This window comes from uncultured Eudoraea sp. (genome assembly GCF_947490415.1).
In the GTDB taxonomy this organism is placed as follows: domain Bacteria; phylum Bacteroidota; class Bacteroidia; order Flavobacteriales; family Flavobacteriaceae; genus Eudoraea.
Genome location: NZ_CANLGX010000003.1, coordinates 116,550 through 134,436 on the forward strand (window position 1 = coordinate 116,550; position 17,887 = coordinate 134,436).

Consider the following 17,887-nt stretch of genomic DNA (forward strand, 5'->3'; position numbering starts at 1 on the left):
TTTCGAATTTAGCTACTTCTGAGGTGCGATTCCTGGTGGTACCCAAGAACCGTCAATCACTTTTTCCATAGGAGCGTATAAACGCAATGCTACTTTGAATGCTCCCGATTTTGGAGCTGGCAGCCAATTAGCTTCTTTATCCGCACCCGGTGATTCAGGTTGGATGTAAATGGTTAAGGATCCGTCTTCATTTGGCTTCATGTTGCTTCGATCACCAACCGCATATCGATTCAATGGATTATCTACCAGGTACCCTTCCAAATCATACATAGTTAAGGACCAGAATGCAGCAGCTGGTGGCCAAGCTCCTTCCTCAAAAGTCAGCGTGTAGCTGTGCTCGCTACTGAGCTGTTTGCCGTCAATATCCTTCATCGTGAGTGGATAGAAGGCATCCTCGATAACGTTTCCGCCGATGCCGACGAAAGTCCATGCGGCACGATACGCATATTTAGTACCATAGCGCCCCATGTCATAGGTTAGGCCCCAATTATTGGCCATCTTGCCAAGATTTTTCATCTCTGCCGCCATGGACGCTTTTCCCTGCGCCACTCCCTCCTCGAGAGCCGCGACAACATCGTCAGTGAGTCCTTCGGTGGAGAATGGCATACCTGGAGCGATGCCGAGCATGCGAATCTTTTCCAGCGTCGGATCATCCTCTGCATAGGGCGGGTTCGTCGCCAGGAGTCGATTGAGGTTGCTGAAAAATTGTTCAGCATTAAGCGCCATCAGCTGCTCGTTGACTAAGGTTTTGCCATCAGCTCCATCTTTCAGCGGTACGCTGGCAGGAGTAACATAAGGCTTGCCCCAAGCAGACAAAGGTGTTAGTTTGTACTCGTCCTGAATCCGGTTGACAGTAGCATAGTCATCGTCGCCCGAACAATAGGTACGACCACCTATGCCGCCGAGGTTGGTGGGTGAGCGAAGTAGCTCCATTCCCTCAGGAACTGAACCTTTCCAGTCTGGCCCCGCGATGAGAAAGACATGTGGGTCGTCGCCACTGAGCGTTCGAGAACCAGGTGCTGCTGGTACGCCATTCCAGGCGTCGACGATCTGCATCATCCAATAGCGATCCCCCATGGCCGGTACGGAAAGCACGAGCGGCTCGGCCTTGAGGTCGATCCAAGCGAGCGAGTAGAGGTTGTCTACGTTGAAACCGACAATAGAGCGGTTTGAAGCGTCGACGAACTTTCGATAGTGAACAAATTGGTTAATCGGTGCCCGGGTTTCCTCTGGTTGTGTCACATGGGTGCTGTAATCGATTTGTTTCTCGAACATCACCAATGGCATACCGAAAAGCCAAGCTTCTTTTGCGAGGTTTTTAGCTTCATCTGGGGATAGATTTTGCGCGCTTGTTTTTGTGCCTGTATTGCATGCTGTAACGACTACTACAAACGTAAACAGGATGATTTTCGCTAATTTCTTCATTTTTTATTTTTGTTTGTTATCAGATCAAATTAATCTTCACGCACCACACCGGGCATATTGTAACTACCATCAATCAATGGTGTGTAAGCGCCATAAAATCGGGCGGCAAATTGGAAGCCTTGTTCAGGAGCCGGTAACCAATTTTTTTTCTTATTGGGATCAGTAGGCTCTTCTCTTTGAACATAGATGATCAATTTCCCATTTTCTGTGTGAAGCTGGCCCCGCTCAAGCATGTAACTGTTCAATGAATAGCGATCCAGTGGGTTGTCTACAAAGTAACCTGCGTTGTCATACAGGGGCATTTCCCAAAACTCAGTGACCGGAGGCATATTATCCAGATCAAAGGTGATGGTATAGTTGTGCTCGCCCATTAACAATCTTCCTTCAGAATCCTTGATACAAAGTGAACCCGTATGGGATCGAGAAGGTACCGGTGCAAGAACTGCGATCAGCCCATAGCACGCCCGTGTTAACCAGTCGGTGTCCTTATAGTCCAAATCACTGGTGAAATCCCAACCGTTCTTGTTAAATCCAACACCTTTTTCAGATAAGGCCTGAATATCATTTTTTGCTTCTTCAATACCTTCCTCAATGGCGGTTACTATTTCTGGAGAAAATTGATCAGGATCAAAGGAAACTCCGGCTTTTAAGCCTAAACGTTCGAAGCGTTTAAATGCCTCTATCTCCTTATGTCCATCTGTTTGTTTGGTAAAACTAGGATCGTTGAGCACCAGACCAACCCATCGTAGAAATTCTACCCCTGCCAACTTCCCCGGTTCTTTTACAGTTTCCATACCTGGATAAGTGGGGTAATCGGCCACGGTGCCCGGAACATCTTCTGCCCTAACTAACTTCCGTCCAGCTGCATTCCATTGGCTCAGCGTAATAGCTGTGATACCATCCTGGATACCGTTGACAATCTTCAACTCTGCGTCTGTATTATCTGTAAGTGCGACACGCGCTAATACACCTACAAAGTTTGATTTTGATTGGACAACATCTGCACCGGAGAAACCTTCCGGTAATGAACCATTCCAATCGGGGCCAAGAATTAAACGCTGAACTTTACCTGGTGCATTAAACTGGCTACCGATCATGTGTCCCCAGCGTGCATAATTATCAAAAAGCTGTACGCTCCAATAATGATCTTTAATGTCAGGTACTATAATGACCATTGGTTCTTTTGAAACGTCAAACATTCCGGTGCCATAAAGCGTAGTGGCATTCGGTGTAGTCGCCACCTTTGGAAGGGCCTTCAGAGGCTTCCTGAACCACGCAATCCGGTTTAAACCAACTTTAATCGGACTTAAATCATTCTGGCTATAATTATAGCGCAGGTGATAAATAGCTACAGGATGCATACCCCATAGAAATGCTTCCTTGGCAATGCTCCTTGCCTCCTCAGAGGATAGCTCACTTTGTCTTTCTGTTTTAGGAGCAGGATTACAAGCAAAAAAGAGTATTACAATCGCAAATAGTATGATTTTTATACGTGAAGCGATTTTCGCTAAGTTTTTCATATCTAATGATTTATAATTTTTTAAATGGCGGTGGTACATAGTCTCCAATCTTATCCGGATCGGCCTGATAAGCTCGGATTAGAATGACCATCTTTCCACCGGGCGTATAGAGCCAGTTGCCTTCTTCTGGCTTGGACGAAATCTTCAATATTAAAGAACCGTCAGCCTCAAACTGCATTTTATCCATGGTAAGCACGTACGAATCGTATTCGTTCTTTTTAACATGCACGTTTTCATCGTGCACTGTTAAAGACCAGAATCCAATATCTGTAAGGGGAGGCAACTCATCCGGACCAAAAGTTATTTCGCCCTCACCTTCGGTTTTTAGCATAAAGTAATTGGCTTCTTCTTTTGAGTTACCCCAAAGTCCAAAATGGGCACCGGCCGCTCTGCCCAGGTAATTTCCATTTAAAAATTCACGGGTGCCAAAAACTTCGGTGGCACTAAAGTAGCCGTTACCAACTTCCAGGTTTTTTGATTCATTATCAATAACCACAATTGCTGAATCTATACCGGCCTGAACTTGTTTCAGTTGCCCCTCATTCAAATCAACCTTGTTCATGACTCCAATGGCTTTAAACTTTTCAAATAACTCAGTTTCTGATTCAGGTACTTCAATCAACAAGTCATTTAAGTATTCTACAAACTGCGGGGAGAAGGCCTTTTCTTTGTCATAAGTTGGGTAATCACGAGATGATTCCGGTGCAGCAACTATTTTGATAGCATCTTGTATGGCTCTTACGCGTTCTAATTCACTACGGTCTTTAATGTCGATACGGATAATAATCATGGCATGATCACCCTCCATTAAGACAGGCGTGGAACCATCATTCGGTACTTCCTGGTGCTTGTTGTGAAAAGTGAAACGACCGCCTTCGCCATTGTTTGCGTGAGTACCCATGTAATAAAAATTATGAGTGAAGACATCAACACACTGGTAAACAATATATCGGTCTTTGACCTCTGGGATCTCAAGGGTAACCGGACCACCGGAAACATCGATTAAAAGCCCGCCGGTCATAGAGGTTAAATTTGGCGCGACAATGGGTTGCCCCACATTTTCCATTGGAAACCTATCACTCATAGCAGGTATGTTTGGCTTCAAGCCCATAAACTCGAACATACCATTTACAGTTTTTACTTGTTCCATTAATGGATATGCATATATAAAAGCTTCATATGCAGTGTCTTTAAGATTAATATTTTGTTGATTCTCATTTGAGTTTTTGCAGGCTAGAAAGGATACTATTACCACTATCAAAATCAGACCTTGTTTTTTCATGTTCGTGTTTTATTAATTTGTTACAACGGTTTAATTCAAATACTTGATATCAATCTTATTGATCTTTCCATTAAACCTGAAAGGCGCCCGATCATAATAATCCAATGACACCGGTGAGCCCAAATCCACGCCAACATCAAAGGTTTCAGAGGCGGTATGGGCAGCAGGTACAGAGCGATCAATACGTCCCTGACCAACTTGTTCCCCATTTAAACGTAAAGTTATGGTAGCCGGAGCCATGCGCTCTTTTGAGTCATACCTGGTTTCAACTTCAATGTTTACTTTACCGACTGGAAGTGCTGACTGAGATGTAATTTTGTAGCGGTTCATGGTCATGGCGTTGTATTCTGCCTTTAAAAATCCTTTATCCATGTATACCGTAAAGCCTGAAGAAATTCCGCCAAGGGCAAAAAGCACTCCTTCGGCATTTTCACCAATTTCAGCATCAATCAAAGCTAAACTAGATCGCCCACTCGCAAATTTGGGAGCCATTGCCTCAGGGATTCGATCCTGACCTTCATAAAACGACCATTCTGTAAGTGTTGAAGAGGGTAATTCTTCGGGGTGAAAAAACACCGTGTACATTGATGCGCCAATTGGGTATACGAGATTGTCAGTCGCCTCCTTGTCAAAAAGTGATTTTAGTTCAGCTAGTTTTTCAGGGTTTTGAGTAGCTAAATCTTTTGATTGAGAATAGTCCTCTTCAAGGTTGTAGAGCTCCCAAACTTCATTTTCAGGTTCCCAGTTAATTACCCCTTCTATATCGGTTGACCATGGTGCTCTGGGACCGAAAGTGCCTGCAAACCAATCCTCATGATAGATACCCCGACTGCCAAGAATTTCAAAATATTGTGTTTTCTTATTTGATTTTGCTTCCGGCTGATCAAAGGTATAGGTCATGGATACGCCGTCAAGGGGTTGTTGTTCAAATCCGTCTACAACAGCAGGGGGGTCAATGTCAAGAATTTCGTAAATAGTGGCTGCTATGTCATTTACATGATGAAATTGTGAACGAACCTTGCCATCGTGCCTTATTTTTTTAGGCCAGGATATAACCATAGGGGTTCTGGTTCCCCCAAGGTGAGCGGCTACCAGTTTGGTGCCTTGAAAAGGTGTTGAGCCCGTATAGGTCCAGCCATGATGATACATGTTTTCTAATTTGGGTCCGCCCAATACTTCTATTCCGCCATACACTTTGTTGAGCACTTCGATTTGCTCATCAACAGTGGAAGGCATGGCATTTTGAGCCAACAATTCAGAAATGGTTCCATTCATACCTTCAGCCGAAGGGCCATTATCTGAATTGATATAAATGATAAGGGTATTTTCAAGCAATCCTTGTTGCTCCAGTTCATCTACAATTTTACCATATTGGACATCGGTATGCTCAAGGAAACCCGCATAAATTTCCATTAAACGGATTTGGAATTCACGCTGTGATTGAGGAATATCGTCCCATTTTTGCATCCCTTTCGCCAATGGATTCAGAACAGCATCTTCAGGAATCCAACCCATTTCTTTTTGCTTTTCAAAAGTCATAGATCGAAGGGCTTCCCAACCTTCATCGAACTTCCCATCGTATTTGTCGGCCCATTCCTTAAAAATATGGTGAGGCCCATGTACGGCACCCGGGGTGAAATATATAAAAAAGGGTTTACCCGGGTTGATGGTATTAGTAGTTCTCAACCATTCGATAGCTTTTTCCGTCATGTCTTCTGTTAAGTGGTATTTGGGATCATGAGGTGCTTGCACCGGATTGTTGTTTTCAAACAATGCAGGTTCATATTGGGAGGTTTCTCCTGCCAGAAATCCATAGAAATAATCAAATCCCAATCCTGTTGGGTAGCGGTCAAAAGGCCCCAGTTTGGTGATGTCTGTTACCGGAGTATTGTGCCACTTTCCGAATGCAGCTGTATTGTAGCCATAATAGGAAAGGACCTGAGAGAAGGTAGCGGTTGATTTAGGTATTAGTCCCACGTAACCATCCCAATCGGAAGCCAGTTCGGCAATCTGTCCTGCACCAACCCGGTGATGGTTTCGCCCTGTTAATAAGGAAGCCCTTGTGGGTGAGCACATCGCAGTAGTATGAAAGGCATTGTATGAAATTCCCGACTCAGCCAAACGTGTCATTGTTGGGGTATTTATTGGACCTCCAAAAGTGCTTGGATTTCCAAAACCGGCATCATCCGTCATAAAAATTACAATGTTGGGGGCATCTGCCGGAAGATGATTTTCTGCCTTACGCCATTGATGTTTTGAATCGGCTAGGGTTTTTCCGGCTACACTGGCTGATGGTGGTTCGGGAAACGGCAGAACACTACCATCCGATGGATATTCTGATTTTTGAGCATTTTCTTGTTGTGGGTTGCAAGAAGCTAAAATAAGGATCATTAGTCCGAGTAAATACATTAAGTTTTTCAAGTTTCTTTGTATCTTAAATGATTGTTTTTTTATTAAATCAATTTAATCCAGGCTCACCACCCAAGGGATATTTTAATTGCCATCAATTGATGGAATGTTGTAACCAATTAATCAATATATTGATAAGTTGGCTTTAAGTCTTCCTTCTTTAAATTAGTCGTAAGCTGCTAAAAACATCTTCAAAAATACACCTTGCTTTATAGTGTTAATATGACTTTAATCATATGAGTCATTTAAGTTAGGCCCTTAAATACAGATCCTTTATAAGCAAGTATTGTTGGGATAAGGCACGTGGTGGTCGCTCGCCCTGGCAGGGGGGAATAACGAAATACGAAATATGAAATGCGCAGTAAGAGGTGGAGAATACGAAGTAGCTTTGACCCTGTACCTCTAACCTTCTACTTCAAATTTAATTCCCATGCCATATTGGGAGCCTGGACAGGCAAGGATGGTTAGGATAAAACACGAGCGTGACGACGGCGCTAGTTGGGGGAATAACGAAATACGAAATATGAAATGCGAAGTAAGAGGTGGAAAATACGAAGTAGCTTTGACCCTGTACCTCTAACCTTCTAATTCAAATTTAATTCTCGTTCCATATTGGGAGCCTGGACAGGGAAGGGTGGTTGGGGTAAGACACGAGCGTGAATCTCGCGCTAATTGGGGGGATAACGAAATACGAAATATGAAATGCGCAGTAAGAGGTGGAAAATACGAAGTAGCTTTGACTTTGTACCTCTAACCTTCTACTTCAAATTTAATTCTCGTTCCATATTGGGAGCCTGGACAGGCAAGGATCGTTGGGACAAGACACGAGCGTGACGCTTGCGCTAGTTAGGGGGATAACGAAATACGAAATATGAAATGCGAAGTAAGAGGTGGAAAATACGAAGTAGCTTTGACCCTGTACCTCTAACCTTCTAAATCAAATTTAATTCCCATGCCATATTGGGAGCCTGGGCAGGCAAGGATGGTTGGGACAAGACACGAGCGTGACGCTTGCGCTAGTTAGGGGAATAACGAAATACGAAATATGAAATGCGCAGTAAGAGGTGGAAAATACGAAGTAGCTTTGACTTTGTACCTCTAACCTTCTACTTCAAATTTAATTCCCATGCCATATTGGGAGCCTGGACAGGCAAGGATGGTTGGGACAAGAAACGAGCATGATGCTCGCACCAGCATTCGGCGGTTGTTGGGATAGGATTTTAATCTTCTGCTAATTCCAAATAACTATCAATATGTGCTATTAAGGCTTTTGTTCGAAGCAAAGATTCGCTTTTTTTCAGAGCAGCTAATTTTCGGAAATGCCTCCTATTCGTGATCATATTTGTATATCTCTTATCATTTAATAGTGCTTCATAATCAACGGGTTTGGTAGTATTTCCCTCCCATCGAAAATGGGTATGAAGAATAGGTAGTACGGAAGATGGCCAAAATAGATCTTCAAGTCTTACCGTTTCACTAATCAAGTTGGAGTATGATACATCAAACAGGTCAATAATATCTTTTCGCAGGGAATCTGAATCAATTATTTCAAATCCTTTCGATTTAATAGCTTCAAAAGCTGAAGAGGAAAGTACAATATCGTGTGATAAAAATGCTTGTCGAAAATGAGTGTCCAGTGAATCATGATAAGCTCGCCTATGATCGATATGGTCAACAATTAAATTGATTTCAGCTATGGAATTGTGCTCTTTTTGGATTTCATTTTTAAGGCGCACCAGGTTGGTGTTTAGGTTTTCTTTTAATTCAATTAAGAGTTTATTTTCGACAACTCTATCCTTTTTAAACTCGTTCCAATTGTTGATCTGCAGGGCAAAAAGGATCCCGATGACCACCAATACAATTTCGCCAATAGCATAAAGCAGATATTTGCTGAATTTGCCTACACGTCCGTTAGACTGGTTTTCAGTCAGTAATTTTTGACGAATCTTACTAAAGAATTTAATCATGTGCAGTAGTTGTTTGTGGTTGTTTAACCAAGGTACTGAATTATTTATGGAAGTATTCGATTGATTTAATTCCATACCTTACACTGTGGCCTCAGGGGATTTAGCTTCGGTTCGCTTTGTCATCCATCAATGCTGTTTCTACTTTCCATACCATCGGAAATAATACCAGGCGGCGATACCACCTATAAAGGAAAATAGAGCCAACATCCAAAATACATGCTGATGACCAACTTCACCTGGCGAATTCTCTAAGAGAAATCCCATGGCGGGTCCTGCGAATATATCCGGCGTATAGCCTATGAGCGAAATAAGCCCAACAGCGGTCCCTGTAAGTACCAAAGGAATCTGACCCCTCTCCATCACTGCGAAGTACAGAGAACGTGCGGCGTACACTCCGGTCGCCACGACCAAAATAGATACAAAAAACAATATTGTGGACGAATCTGAGATAATACCAGTAGCGAACAATAATGCCCCGAGGAATGAAACTACAAAACTAACGACCAACCAGTAGGTAGTTTCTGTGCGGTCTGCCAATACCCCAATGAGCACCCCAATGACTGGGCGAATAAATAACAAAAAAGTGCCTACCTGGGCCGATTGCACCTGGTCATACAGCATTACGTCCCGGGCATAGAGTGAAAACACATCTGTGATTTTGTAACCTACATAGGCACATAAAATAATGATCATTAGTAACCACACGGAAGGTAAACGCAGCACCTCTTTTATTTGCGATATCGTTATTTTTTCCAGGATGATCTCTTTTTCTGCTTTGGGGTCCATTTTCAAAAAGAACCAAACCAAAAGGCCTACGATAACAACGATACCTGAGGATACCAGTATCACGTACCTGAAGGCTGCTCTGCTTTCAGAAAGGGTCGCTTCTGCAACTTCAGCATTAATAAAGAGTGAAAAAATAAGTACGCCCATAGCTCCGAACAGAGCCCCCACTAGGCCACGTCCGCCGTCCAAAAATCCAAACGCCTTGCCCTGGGAAGAAGACCCGCCCCAGACCCTGGCAGCCTTGATCATAGGAGCCCAGAATAAGAAAATAGTTGTAAAACCCCAATAACCATAAAGTATTTTTAATACTGTATAACCGGGAAAAGTTGCATAGACCAAACCTCCTGAGGCTGTCATCCATAGAGCCAGTGCAATCAATTTTCTTGGTGGAAATTTATCCGCCAGAGGACCTCCAAAGAGATAGGATAGCAAGGCTATTATACCATATACAGAGAAACATATTCCCAACTGTACATTATCCAGGTTGAACGCCTCAAGCACTGTAGGCCTAAAGACTCGAGCAAGAACAAATGGAATGATAAATACAGACTCTCCGGCCAAAATGAGTAGAAACAGGAAGTGCCAGGGTGCTTTTTTTTGAATCATGGATTTTGGCGGATTTTAGGGAAGAAGTTGATCATTGCAAGGATGGTTGGCGGTTAGCTCACCAAGTTACTGAATTATCTATAGAAGCATCAAGCACCAAATCTCAAATCTCAAATTCTAAATAATTATGTCCAATAACCGGGCCATTAGAATTTGGTCCCGATAGCTCCTTCTCCATAGTATTACGAAGGAGAAACTATCGGGATGTAATTTATAATTTATGGGAAAGAGGATCGTTTGGCTAGATTAATTAAGAACTCCACAATATAAAAAACAATGAAATACATAATAATAACGCCTTTAATGGGTTAATAAGTTAAATAATCCTATATTCATCCTGTCACACTTTATACCATACAATAATTTACCTATGCATAGATTTAAAATCCTGGTAGGCACTGCGATTTTAATTATTACGCTTTATGCCCTAACCATAAGCGCCAATAATCCTGTATCTTCTTCAGAGTCAAAAAATACAACTGACAAGCTAAAAACAACTTTAGCCGATCAAAGAGCGGCACAACTATATAAATCGCAACAACAAGAATTGAAAGTTGCTGTGCAGGCATATTTTGATAAGGCCATTGCATCCGGTGACATAGTAGGAGCGGGGGTGAGCATCGTAAGAGGAGATTCGATTGTAATTTCAGATGGCTTTGGTAAAAGAAATATTAACGTAAATGAAGGCGTTGACGGCCAAACGATATTTAGACTCGGGTCCCTTTCAAAAGGATTTGCCGGAGTATTGGCTGCCGATTTAAAGGATGAAGGCAAATTGGATTGGGAAGATAAGGTTAGCGATTATATTCCGGAATTTCAGTTGGGCGACAAAAGTAATACCGCTAAAATTACGCTGGCCAATATTTTATCACACACTTCGGGCGCGCCTTACCATAGTTATACCAATCTTGTAGAAGCCGGATTGTCATTGACAGATATTGCAAAACGCTTCAAAGACGTAACCCCAATCAGTAACCCGGGTTTAATGTATAGCTATCAGAATGCCCTTTTTGCCCTCTCCGGAGAGATGATGTACAAGGCTACCGGCCAGGACATTAGCACATCTTTAGAGAATAGATTTTTTAAGCCACTGGAAATGTGCTCTACCACCATGGATTATGAAACCCTGGCACATGAAAAAAATGTTGCAATGCCGCATTCAAAAAGGCGAAACGGATGGAGACCAAAAAAACTTAATGACCATTATTACAATGCCATAGCGGCTGGAGGTATCAATGCCAGTGCCCTTGATATGGGCAAATGGATTCGATTTTTGCTGGGACATAACCCGGAGATCATGAGCAAGTCGGCCTTAGAAGAAGCTTTTAACCCCTTTATTGAAATTAAAGGGCATAGTAAATATTACCAGCGCTGGCCGGGACACTTATCATCCTATTACGGCTTTGGATGGAGGATCCATAAATTTGCTGAGCAGGATACTTATCAGGAAAAAACCATTTGGCACCATGGTGGAAGCGTAAATGGTTACAGAAATGAAATTGCGGTTTACCCTGAAGCTGATCTAGGGATTTGCGTGCTTTTAAACAATAATTCCCGGCTCGCAAAAACAGTAATGCCCGATTTGTACAGGATTGTTCAGGCAATATATGACCAAACTACTGCCAAACTCGCGGTGAACAACAGCCCAAGCAACATTACGCACCTATGAGCAGTGCATTGAGTTCAAATTTTTATACCCTTAATCCCCAAAATTAGAAGCATTACTAAAAACATTTAATGGGCTGTTGGCAGTTCTAATCACTTCTTTCTCCCAGTAACCACCAGTATTATTTCTCCAATAGCATAGGGTATTTAAAAGTCTTATTATCGTCAGGAATTTTTCTGCCGATTTTTCTGAAGAAGTTAATCAATGTTTGAGTTCATTTAGTTCATTTTTGATCATTGAAATCACTCTTTGTGTCTCCTTTAGGTTGTTATATAGCAATACAGCGATCACATTTCTTTGCACCGTTACCGATTTAATCATGGGCAAGTATATTGGGTCTTGTAATAATGCAGTGTAATTGTTTGGATAAATGGGGACATTAAAAGGTTTATTTGGATTAAATTTATCATGCTCGTAACTAAATAACCTGTCAATATGAGCTTGTCTATCTGGTTGGAAAGATTCAAAATATTCCATTTCTTCCAGCAAAGTCTTATGAGTTAATTCAAAGAGCTCAATAATATTTTTTCTAAGTGTATCAGAAGTAATTATATTGTAGCCAACATTTTTCAAACCTTCATAACCGGCATAAGACAATGAAAGATTTGTTCCAGGTTTTCGGGCATCCTGAAAATGTTTATTCATAGTATCTGAGTAGGCGGTCCCTTTCTCCAGAGAATTGATAACGATATCGCTTGATTTGTTCCAGTTTGATCTGTTTATAGAATCTGAAATCATTCTATCGTAATTATGCTCTAAGGATGTCAAAAGCTCTATTAATACTTTTCGTTCCTGTTTTCGTTCCTTTTTAAACTCATTCCAATTGTTGATCTGCAGTGCAATAAGAATACCAATGACGACTAATACAATTTCTCCCAAAGCATACTTTAAATACTTTCCGGTTTCATTTTTGTCCATAAGGTTGTATCTGATTCGTTTAAGAAACTTTATCATACTTTTTACTTTTAACGCCAGCGCTGCAGGCTGATATCCAAACACTATATCTGGCCCATAGCTTTCGATATAACCTGCTAAAAAAGTCTGCTTTGCCTCGCCTCATCTGGCTCATCACTCAAAAGCCTAATTGTTGACTTTTTCATTCTGCCTTCCTGACGCTTTTTCCTGAAAGATATTCATCATTTAACCTAATTGATTTATTCAGCTTTAGAATACACCACTTTTCCATCAAAAATGGTCATGGTTATTTCCGTATTTAAGAAATCCTCTTCCGCTACCGTCATTAAATCCTGGTTATAAATCGTAAAATCGGCTAATTTACCTACTGTAATAGAACCTTTATTGTCTTCCTCAAAAGCGCCATAAGCCGCATCCAGAGTATAGGATCTAAGGGCCTGCTCTCTGGTCATTTTTTGCTCCGGTTCATAACCGCCTTCCGGCGTGCCATTTAAGGTTTTTCTACTAACACTGGCATACAAACTGGCTATTGGATTCAAAGGTTCTACTGGCACATCGGTACCATTTACAATCGGGATGCCACTTTTTAATAAGGCCTGCCACATATAAGCTCCTTCTTTGATTCGTTGCTCGCCCAAGCGGTCTATGGCCCATGGTCTGTCAGAAGACAGGTGTACTGCCTGCATGGCAGGTATCACACCTAACTGGGCAAAGCGCGGTATATCATCCGGATGTATATGCTGTGCATGCTCGATTCTAAATCTGTGATCGGTTGCCAGGTCAGGTAATTCATCAAAAGCAACTTCATAGCGGTCTAGTATTTCTCTATTGGCCCTGTCGCCTATGGCATGTGAGCAAACCTGAAAACCACCTTGTAATCCGTTCAATGCGGTTTCTTTCACAAAGTCCATAGGCAAGGTTTCGAGACCATAATGCCCGGGCCTGTCTGTATAGGGTTCTAAAAGCCACGCTCCTCGAGAGCCCAGAGCTCCATCACAATTCAATTTTACCGAGCGAATAGTTAGCAAATGGGCAGAATCTATTAAGGGACCTTTTTCATACCATTCATTAAGTAATTCTTTGTCCCAACCTGTGAGCATCACATAAAGACGGGCTTTCATTTTACCCTCGGTTTTCATTTTTTCATATAAAGCAATAGTCTCTCTTCCAATACCCGCATCGTGAAAACCGGTAATACCGTTTCTGTGACAAGCGGCTATGGCCAATTCAAAAGCTTTGGCATCTTTCTCAGGGGTACTTTCGGGAATATGTTTGGTTATCAAACCCTGGGCACGCTCATTGAAAATACCTGTTGGTCTTCCCAGCTGATCGCGCATTACTTCACCACCCTCTACCTCAAATTTGTTGATACCGTCTTTGGGTAAAACTTGCAGACCCGCAATATCCATCGCAGCGGCATTAGCAAAACCGGCATGGCCACTGGCATGGCCCAGGTACACTGGATTATCTGGAGAAACCTCACTGAGTCTGTAATGTGTTTGAAAGCCATTTACGGTATCAGAAGGCATTTTGGTCCATTTACTTTGATGCCATCCTCTCCCTGTAATCCATTCCCCCGGTTCGGCCTTTTCAACAGCAGCGGCTACGGCATCAATTATTTCCTGATAGCTCGTAGTATTCATGAGATCCAGATTCAATTCATTATATCCTAATCCCATAAAATGACCGTGACCTTCTATTAACCCGGGAGTCATGGTTTTGCCTTTTAAATCAATTAACTGTGTTTGCTCGTCTTTGTATTTTTCGGCATCTGCAAGGCTTCCTGCAAAAAGAATCTTATTGTCTTTTGTAGCTACGGCCTCTACGGTTGATTGAATGGTATCGACAGTATAAATAGGGCCACCATAAATGAGTATGGTAGCAGCTTCTTTTTTTGGACCAGAACAGGAAGTAATAAGAAGTGCGAGTAGTGTTACACTACAGTAAATAGCATTTTGTAATCTCATAATTATTGGTTTTTTAGGAAAACTAAATTTACTGCTTTCTAACTTAAAATAAGGGTTGCAGCAAGTACTTAAAAGGCGTAAATGGGTAATTACTTTAAAATGAACGAACTAAGGGAGTAGCTCCTTCCCAATAATCAATACACTTTTTACCAATTCATCAAAGTCTTCATTGGTGACACGATGGCTGGAAATAGCACAGCGGATGCAATACATACCACTAATTGTGGTGTAGCCGGGAAGGGCAATGGCACGTTCTTCAATTTGTAATTTAATTTCTTTATTCAGTGCATTTAATTCAACAAGCGATAGCGCACCGGGATTGTATCTAAAACAAACAATGTCCATGCCAATGGGGGCTATGAGTTCTAAATCCTGGTGTTGGTTTACAAGGGCTCCCAGATAATGGGCCTGATCCACATTTCTGGATATCATTCTTCCAAAACGCTCGCTCCCATGCTCTTTTAATGACATCCATACTTTTAGTGCCCTAAAACGTCTTGAGAGTTGCAAGCCATATTCGCTAAACCAATTTTCGCCGGAGGCCAGGCCCCTAGTATTTTTCTCTAAATATTCCGGAATTAAAGAAAAGGTATCTTTATGTCCTTCACTATCTTTTATTATAACACAACCAACCTCAAAAGGCATATGTAACCACTTGTGCAAATCCAAAGCCACAGAATCTGCACGCTCAATACCTTTTAATTGCGGTTTAATTATCGGGGACAGCATTGCTATGGCACCAATTGCACCATCTACATGAAACCATAGGTTTTCTTCCCGGCAGATATCGGCGATCGCTTCTAAATCGTCAATGGCGCCAGTGTTAACAGTACCCGAAGAGCCAACAACACAAATAGGTTGTAATCCGGCCTCCTTGTCGAGTTGTATTTGTTTTTTTAGTGCATCAATATTTATGGTGTAATCGTCATTCACCTTTATTTTTTTAAGGCCTTTGGTTCCTAAGCCTAATAGCTCAACAGCTTTTGTATTGCAACTGTGGATTTCGGTAGAACCATAAAAAACCAGGTTGTTTTCTTTGAGGCCTTCAGCTCTGATATTATAACCTGCCTTTACATTTCTGGCTACCGCCAATGCCGCATAGTTGGCCATAGACCCACCACTTACCAAAAGTCCGCTGGCGGTTTTTGGAAACTCAACAATTTCTTTTATCCAGTCAACAACTTGTTCTTCAACTTTATGCGCCGCGTGGTTACCACCTCCTAAATTTGGGTTAAGTATAGACGCCCAGAAATCGCCCATAACGCCAGAAATAGTACCGCTGCCCATATACCAGGCCCAAAAGCGTGGGTGCAGGTTCCCCATTGGGTAAGGCAAGACATTTTTTTGAAGTTCTTTATAAACGTCTTCTGCATCACTTGGTTGTTTGGGCAAGCCCGATTTAAAAGTATCTAAAACACTCTCCGGCATTTCCTGCCAAATTTTTCGATCTCTTACATTTTTAGTGTAATTAAAAGCATCATCAACCATCTGGTGCATTAAAGCTTTAGACTTTTCCCAGTCTTTGGGATCCAGGGTTTCAAAATTATCAAAGAGTTCTTCCATAAAATAAGCTAATACTATTTTTTACTGTATTTACCTGCCCGTCCGGTTTTTTTCGCTTATGCTATGCGAAAGCAATAATCGGGTTTTAAGTCAGGAGCGTCTTTCTATTTTTCTAAAGAATATAATCATGTTAAGCAGTAGTTATCCGTTTACCAGAATCTATAAAGTTCCAAAACCTGATTTATTTCAATTGAATTCCCTGATCAAATGGTAGGTGAATTCAATTATTTCCTTATAATTGTCCTTGCTGATCTTTTCGTCTATACCGTGAAACCGCGTAAAACTCTCGGGAGTGATCCGAAGAGGGTAAAACCGGTAAACATCATCGGAAATGTCGTAAAAATAACGGGCATCTGTACCGCCGCCTACAAGTCCGGGGACCACGACAGCGTTGGGAAACATAGATCGAATGGTCTTTTCCAGTGTCTTATACGCCTCAGAATCAATCTTGGAAACAGGGGAGGGGTTGGTTAGAAAACCTACAGTTTCCACCCTGATTTTATCGCTGATACTATTTTGTATATGCTGCTTTACCGTTTCTATGGTCTCCCCGGGCAAAATCCTGAAGTTCATGGTAGCCTCAGCCACAGTAGGTATCACATTGTTTTTGACCCCGCCTCCAATAATTGTTGGGGCCGTGGTGGTATGAGCATTGAGATCTTCCAGGATGCTATTTTTGAACAACCACGGATTGGCAAAAGTCAATTTTTCCATAAAGGGGAGTTCAGCTCCCATGTATTCGAACTGGTAGTTGATTGGTTCTACGAGTTTATAAGGCAATTGATTGTTTTCCAGGTCCACAATGGCCTGAGCCAGCATTCCTATAGTATTTTCCTTAGGAGGACGCGAACTATGTCCCCCATTTGTTTCAACAATGAGGCGGAAGGACGCAAACCCCTTTTCTGCCAGGTTTACCCTGGCTACTGGTTTGTCTATTCCCTCAACCATGCTTTCTGACAGAAAACCACCTTCATCCAGGGTCATGGCTGCATTAACACCTTTTCCCTTTAGATAGGCTGCAATTTTGCCAGCCCCGTTTTTTCCTCCAACCTCTTCGTCGTGTCCGAAGGCAAGGTAAATGGTCCGTGAAGGAGTGAATGATTCACTCAACAACTTTTCCACAGACTCCATTAACGCTATTAAGGAACTTTTGTCATCCAGGGTCCCCCTGCCAATGATGTGGGTGTCTGTAATCTTCCCCTCGAAAGGACCTGCCTCCCAGTTTTTGAGGGTAGGCTGATCTACAGGCACAACGTCCTGGTGCGACATAAGTATTATTGGTTTTTTGGAAGCATCTGAACCTTCCCACTTGTATAGCAAACTGTATTCATTAATCTTTTCCAGGGAAAGATTTTCATGGATGAGCGGAAATGTATCTGCCAGAAATTGGTGAAAACCATGAAAGGCTGTAGAATCTGGGATTGCATCTTCGCTAAAGGAAATCGTCCTGTATTGGACCGCCCTGGATAGGTTTTGAAAAACTGAGTCCGGAATATCAAGTTTTTCCAATGATTCTGGTTCTACCTGTCTGGAGGTTAAAGAGAGTGTATTGAATACGAGAATACCGGCAATTACAATCAGTATTGCCAAGAGTAAAAAGATAATTTTCTTCATTATGGTTTTTTAAAGGATAGACCTGGTTAGTTTTTGATGAGAAACCTGAAACTTTCCAATAATAGACATACAGGATTTCTATCGCGACAAGTTATATAAAATCTCCTAGACTTTTAAGGTTACAGTTCCTATGGTTAAAAAAAAACTGATCACAGTGGCTACTAAAG

13 protein-coding genes are annotated in these 17,887 nt (G+C 42.0%); 3 read left to right on the top strand and 10 right to left on the bottom strand.

The features are described from left to right. Positions 1–12: 12 nt before the first annotated feature. The 4 genes from Q0874_RS08790 to Q0874_RS08805 are packed head-to-tail and all read right to left on the bottom strand — an operon-like array spanning position 13 to position 6,636. Positions 13–1,425 carry a DUF1254 domain-containing protein gene (locus Q0874_RS08790; protein ID WP_299161992.1) on the bottom strand — a complete coding sequence of 471 codons (1,413 nt, stop codon included), beginning with the start codon at positions 1,423–1,425 and terminating at the stop codon, positions 13–15. Between the two features lie 29 nt (positions 1,426–1,454). Then, the gene (locus tag Q0874_RS08795; RefSeq protein ID WP_299161993.1) at positions 1,455–2,945 is read right to left on the bottom strand and encodes a DUF1254 domain-containing protein; all 1,491 of its coding nucleotides are present in this window, start codon (positions 2,943–2,945) and stop codon (positions 1,455–1,457) included. 10 nt (positions 2,946–2,955) lie between these two features. Further along, positions 2,956–4,227 (bottom strand): DUF1254 domain-containing protein, encoded by a 1,272-nt coding sequence (locus tag Q0874_RS08800; RefSeq protein WP_299161994.1) that lies wholly within the window; start codon positions 4,225–4,227, stop codon positions 2,956–2,958. A gap of 30 nt (positions 4,228–4,257) precedes the next feature. Continuing rightward, on the bottom strand, positions 4,258–6,636 hold the full coding sequence (locus Q0874_RS08805) for an arylsulfatase (protein ID WP_299161995.1): 2,379 nt from the start codon (positions 6,634–6,636) through the stop codon (positions 4,258–4,260). Positions 6,637–7,066: 430 nt separating this feature from the next. Between Q0874_RS08805 and Q0874_RS08810 the strand changes: the two genes are divergently transcribed. Together Q0874_RS08810 and Q0874_RS08815 are read left to right on the top strand one after the other, a co-directional pair. After that, entirely contained in the window at positions 7,067–7,216 is a 150-nt protein-coding gene (locus tag Q0874_RS08810; protein WP_299161996.1) for a hypothetical protein, read from the top strand. Positions 7,217–7,686: 470 nt separating this feature from the next. Then, complete coding sequence (locus Q0874_RS08815; RefSeq protein WP_299161997.1) at positions 7,687–7,818, top strand: hypothetical protein; 132 nt, start codon at positions 7,687–7,689, stop codon at positions 7,816–7,818. A gap of 38 nt (positions 7,819–7,856) precedes the next feature. Here Q0874_RS08815 and Q0874_RS08820 read toward each other — a convergent pair whose 3' ends face one another. After that, positions 7,857–8,603, bottom strand: a complete 747-nt coding sequence (locus Q0874_RS08820; protein WP_299161998.1) for a DUF6090 family protein — start codon at positions 8,601–8,603, stop codon at positions 7,857–7,859. Positions 8,604–8,741: 138 nt separating this feature from the next. Then, positions 8,742–9,995, bottom strand: coding sequence for a nitrate/nitrite transporter (locus tag Q0874_RS08825; RefSeq protein ID WP_299161999.1), 1,254 nt, complete (start codon positions 9,993–9,995; stop codon positions 8,742–8,744). A 370-nt stretch (positions 9,996–10,365) separates the two neighbouring features. On the opposite strand from Q0874_RS08825, the gene Q0874_RS08830 reads away from it, so the two are divergent. Next, entirely contained in the window at positions 10,366–11,664 is a 1,299-nt protein-coding gene (locus Q0874_RS08830; RefSeq protein WP_299162000.1) for a serine hydrolase, read from the top strand. Between the two features lie 198 nt (positions 11,665–11,862). Here Q0874_RS08830 and Q0874_RS08835 read toward each other — a convergent pair whose 3' ends face one another. The 4 genes from Q0874_RS08835 to Q0874_RS08850 all read right to left on the bottom strand — a co-directional run bounded on the left by Q0874_RS08835 (position 11,863) and on the right by Q0874_RS08850 (position 17,720). Beyond that, a complete protein-coding gene (locus tag Q0874_RS08835; protein WP_299162002.1) occupies positions 11,863–12,615 on the bottom strand; it encodes a DUF6090 family protein in 753 nt (250 codons plus the stop codon). Between the two features lie 200 nt (positions 12,616–12,815). Then, positions 12,816–14,543, bottom strand: coding sequence for an amidohydrolase (locus Q0874_RS08840; RefSeq protein WP_299162004.1), 1,728 nt, complete (start codon positions 14,541–14,543; stop codon positions 12,816–12,818). Positions 14,544–14,651: 108 nt separating this feature from the next. Then, a complete protein-coding gene (locus Q0874_RS08845) occupies positions 14,652–16,106 on the bottom strand; it encodes an aminotransferase class V-fold PLP-dependent enzyme (RefSeq protein ID WP_299162006.1) in 1,455 nt (484 codons plus the stop codon). Positions 16,107–16,292: 186 nt separating this feature from the next. Continuing rightward, complete coding sequence (locus Q0874_RS08850; RefSeq protein ID WP_299162008.1) at positions 16,293–17,720, bottom strand: M20 family peptidase; 1,428 nt, start codon at positions 17,718–17,720, stop codon at positions 16,293–16,295. Between the last annotated feature and the right edge of the window lie 167 nt (positions 17,721–17,887).

Excerpts from the sequence above, each read along its gene's own strand:
- Q0874_RS08790 (WP_299161992.1), bottom strand. The coding sequence starts at position 1,425 with ATGAAGAAATTAGCGAAAATCATCCTGTTTACGTTTGTAGTAGTCGTT.
- Q0874_RS08795 (WP_299161993.1), bottom strand. The coding sequence starts at position 2,945 with ATGAAAAACTTAGCGAAAATCGCTTCACGTATAAAAATCATACTATTT.
- Q0874_RS08800 (WP_299161994.1), bottom strand. The coding sequence starts at position 4,227 with ATGAAAAAACAAGGTCTGATTTTGATAGTGGTAATAGTATCCTTTCTA.
- Q0874_RS08805 (WP_299161995.1), bottom strand. The coding sequence starts at position 6,636 with ATGTATTTACTCGGACTAATGATCCTTATTTTAGCTTCTTGCAACCCA.
- Q0874_RS08810 (WP_299161996.1), top strand. The coding sequence starts at position 7,067 with ATGCCATATTGGGAGCCTGGACAGGCAAGGATGGTTAGGATAAAACAC.
- Q0874_RS08815 (WP_299161997.1), top strand. The coding sequence starts at position 7,687 with ATGCGCAGTAAGAGGTGGAAAATACGAAGTAGCTTTGACTTTGTACCT.
- Q0874_RS08820 (WP_299161998.1), bottom strand. The coding sequence starts at position 8,603 with ATGATTAAATTCTTTAGTAAGATTCGTCAAAAATTACTGACTGAAAAC.
- Q0874_RS08825 (WP_299161999.1), bottom strand. The coding sequence starts at position 9,995 with ATGATTCAAAAAAAAGCACCCTGGCACTTCCTGTTTCTACTCATTTTG.
- Q0874_RS08830 (WP_299162000.1), top strand. The coding sequence starts at position 10,366 with ATGCATAGATTTAAAATCCTGGTAGGCACTGCGATTTTAATTATTACG.
- Q0874_RS08835 (WP_299162002.1), bottom strand. The coding sequence starts at position 12,615 with ATGATAAAGTTTCTTAAACGAATCAGATACAACCTTATGGACAAAAAT.
- Q0874_RS08840 (WP_299162004.1), bottom strand. The coding sequence starts at position 14,543 with ATGAGATTACAAAATGCTATTTACTGTAGTGTAACACTACTCGCACTT.
- Q0874_RS08845 (WP_299162006.1), bottom strand. The coding sequence starts at position 16,106 with ATGGAAGAACTCTTTGATAATTTTGAAACCCTGGATCCCAAAGACTGG.
- Q0874_RS08850 (WP_299162008.1), bottom strand. The coding sequence starts at position 17,720 with ATGAAGAAAATTATCTTTTTACTCTTGGCAATACTGATTGTAATTGCC.